This window comes from Caballeronia sp. (assembly GCF_049581465.1).
Lineage (GTDB): Bacteria > Pseudomonadota > Gammaproteobacteria > Burkholderiales > Burkholderiaceae > Caballeronia.
Genome location: NZ_JBAUSA010000821.1, coordinates 1 through 2,928 on the forward strand (window position 1 = coordinate 1; position 2,928 = coordinate 2,928).

The 2,928-nt window shown below is 62.0% G+C and carries 2 protein-coding genes and 1 pseudogene; all 3 read left to right on the forward strand.

Translation table 11 applies throughout. The features are described from left to right. The first annotated feature begins 425 nt into the window (after positions 1 to 425). Positions 426 to 602, forward strand: coding sequence for a phage integrase N-terminal SAM-like domain-containing protein (locus tag WCA53_RS20215; protein ID WP_423914794.1), 177 nt, complete (start codon positions 426 to 428; stop codon positions 600 to 602). A 3-nt stretch (positions 603 to 605) separates the two neighbouring features. Beyond that, positions 606 to 1,304 carry a tyrosine-type recombinase/integrase gene (locus WCA53_RS20220; protein ID WP_423914797.1) on the forward strand — a complete coding sequence of 233 codons (699 nt, stop codon included), beginning with the start codon at positions 606 to 608 and terminating at the stop codon, positions 1,302 to 1,304. Between the two features lie 8 nt (positions 1,305 to 1,312). Next, a pseudogene (locus WCA53_RS20225) lies at positions 1,313 to 2,519 on the forward strand (IS91 family transposase). Positions 2,520 to 2,928: the final 409 nt, after the last annotated feature.

Genomic DNA, 2,928 nt, shown 5'->3' on the forward strand with positions numbered 1-2,928 from the left:
GAGACGCGCGGTCTCCTGGCTGGTTTGATCGGGGTTGGGTTCAGACATTGACGCGCTTCGAATCGAGAAAAACCTAGTTTACACCGTACATGCGTGCTCGATCACGCGCATGGGCGATAGGGATAGCCAGCTTACTCAATGATGGAGCCAATCATTTCGCGAACCGGCACCTCCCAAGACTTCGACGGGAGCCACGGCGCTTGGGGCCTGATTTCGGCGGCAGCAGCCATCTAACAGGCGCGTTTGCACTCGTAAAATCTCGCCAAATACGCGGCTATTAAGATAACTATCATTGAACGAAACCGCTGACGCGGTATGGTGGTTGGCCGACGTTACCGTCCTAGCCGGCGCCGCAGCATTCCTTTCTGGGTGCGGCGATGGCAGTGCAGTGCACCGCACCTGTTTATCCCGAATGGAGTTCTGCTATGACACCCCTACGTCAGCGGATGGTCGAGGATATGCGTATTCGCAATCTCGCGGCCAATACCCAGCGCGCCTACCTGCAGCAAGTAAGCGCCTTTGCCAAATACTTTGGCCGCTCTCCGGCCGCACTTGGACCCGACGAGATTCGCGCCTGGCAATTGCATCTGATTGAAGTGTGACGAATGTCGCGTAGCACACTGGTGACCGCCACCACGGCATTGCGGTTCCTGTACACGGTCACGCTCCGGCGCCAGATCGTCGTCAACGACATCATCATGTCGACGAAACCCCGTACGCTACCTGTGATCCTCAGCCGCGACGAGATCACCCGATTTTTTGAGTCGATCCCCAGTCTGAAGTACCGCGCGATTCTCATGACGGCGTACGCGGGCGGCCTGCGTATTTCGGAAGTGACGCGACTGAAGGTCAGCGACATTGACAGCCAGCGAATGGTACTGCGCATCGAGCAGGGCAAGGGCCAGGTTGACCGCTACGTCATGCTGTCCCCGCGGCTGCTGGAGATCCTGCGCAGTTACTGGCAGATCGGTCGACCCGCGCACTGGCTCTTCCCGGGACGGTTCCCCGGCCGACCCATCGAGCCCGGCACGATACGCCTGTCATGTCAGCAGGCTCGGCGCCGAGCTGGTATCACCAAACCGGTCACGCCGCACTCCCTGCGCCATGCGTTCGCTACCCATCTGCTCGAGGCTGGTACTGACGTGCGCACCATCCAGCTGCTGCTTGGCCACCGCAGCCTCGCCACCACCTCGCGTTATCTGAGGGTGGCTACCAGCACAATCTGTGCAACCACCAGCCCGTTTGACCTCCTCCCACAACCAGTTGCGCCTGACCCGCCAGAAGAACCGCCGGTGACCTTCTGAGCACGTCCATGAAGACTGCGCAACTGGAGGTGGCGGACGTATTGCGTCGCTACGGCACCCGCGTATCGTCAAACCCATTCCGGGTCACTGAGTCGCGCCCAGCGGCGCGTCATGAGCGCGGTTGAACTATGCCGGACCGCTGCGCTCGGCGGGCATGTCGAACAGTGCGATGCCTGCGGCCATCAACGCATCGCCTATAACAGCTGCCGGAATCGCCACTGTCCCAGGTGTCAGTCGCTTGCCCGGGCACAATGGCTCGACGACCGTCAGGCCGATCTGCTGCCGGTACCGTACTTCCACGTGGTGTTCACGGTCCCGGAAGAGATCGCGGCGATTGCCTACCAGAACAAGGCGGTGGTCTACGACATCCTGTTCCAGGCCAGCGCCGAAACACTGCAGACCATCGCTGCTGATCCGAAACACCTCGGCGCTGACATCGGCTTCATCGCGATCCTCCATACCTGGGGCCAGAACCTGTTGCACCATCCACACCTGCACTGCGTGGTGCCAGGTGGCGGTCTGGCGCCGGACCACTCACGCTGGATTGCCTGCCGTCCTGGTTTCTTCCTGCCGGTGCGCGTGCTATCACGCCTGTTCCGGCGTCTGTTCCTTGAGCGGTTGCGGCGTGCCTTTGAGGCCGGGCACCTGCGGTTCTTCAACGCCCTCGCGCCGCTGCAGCACGTTCAGGCGTTCGCCCGCTATCTGGCTGGCCCGCGACGCGCGGAATGGGTGGTGTACGCGAAGGAACCGTTCGGCGGGCCGCAGCAGGTACTCGGCTATCTGGGGCGTTACACGCATCGCGTCGCCATCTCGAACAATCGCCTGATCGACATCGCTGACGGACACGTCACGTTCCGCTGGAAAGACTACCGCCATGAATCCGCACAGCGCGTGATGCGGCTCGAAGCGCCGGAATTCATCCGCCGCTTCCTGCTTCACGTGCTGCCGCGCGGACTGCAGCGTATCCGTCACTACGGGTTCCTCAGTAACCGGCGCCGCGAAACCGGACTCGCCGAATGCCGGCGCCTGCTCGAGGTCATACCACCGCCGGTGATTGCCACTGACGAGCGCCGACCCGACTATCACGACCGCTATGCCAGACTCACCGGGCAATCGCTGCGCCACTGTCCAGTGTGCGCCCGCGGACGAATGATGTGCATCGAAATCCTCCCGCATCACGCACGGCCACGGGCACCACCCGCTGGTGTGCCGTGACGCTCGCGCCTTCACGCTCCGTCTACCTGCCCGGACAATCGGTCGCCCGGCTGCGGCAGGGCTTTGGCCGCGCCCAGGTCATCGCGGCGCTACCGCCCCCATGGCCCTCTCCATCACGATCGCACCGGCGTCCTGGCAACCTTCACACGCAGCAGCGGGACGTCTTCCACGGCGTCGCCAACACCGTCATCTACAACATCACGCTCATCACCCTGATTCAATGCCCATAGCTGCTCACGCCGGTGGAGCGGTTTAGCTCAAAGAATTTTTAGCTAAGCGGACGCGGGTTTCATGCCGTGCCCGCGATCATCGCAGTGCGCCGCTTCCGCTTAGCTAAAAATCCTCTGCATTATCAGCATTGAAATCACTCGTGCGCGGCCTTTCTTTGCCTCCCGAACGGTGTGAACGC

What these genes read in the sequence shown, in the direction of transcription:
- WCA53_RS20215 (WP_423914794.1), top strand. Translation starts at nt 426, where the DNA reads ATGACACCCCTACGTCAGCGGATGGTCGAGGATATGCGTATTCGCAAT.
- WCA53_RS20220 (WP_423914797.1), top strand. Translation starts at nt 606, where the DNA reads ATGTCGCGTAGCACACTGGTGACCGCCACCACGGCATTGCGGTTCCTG.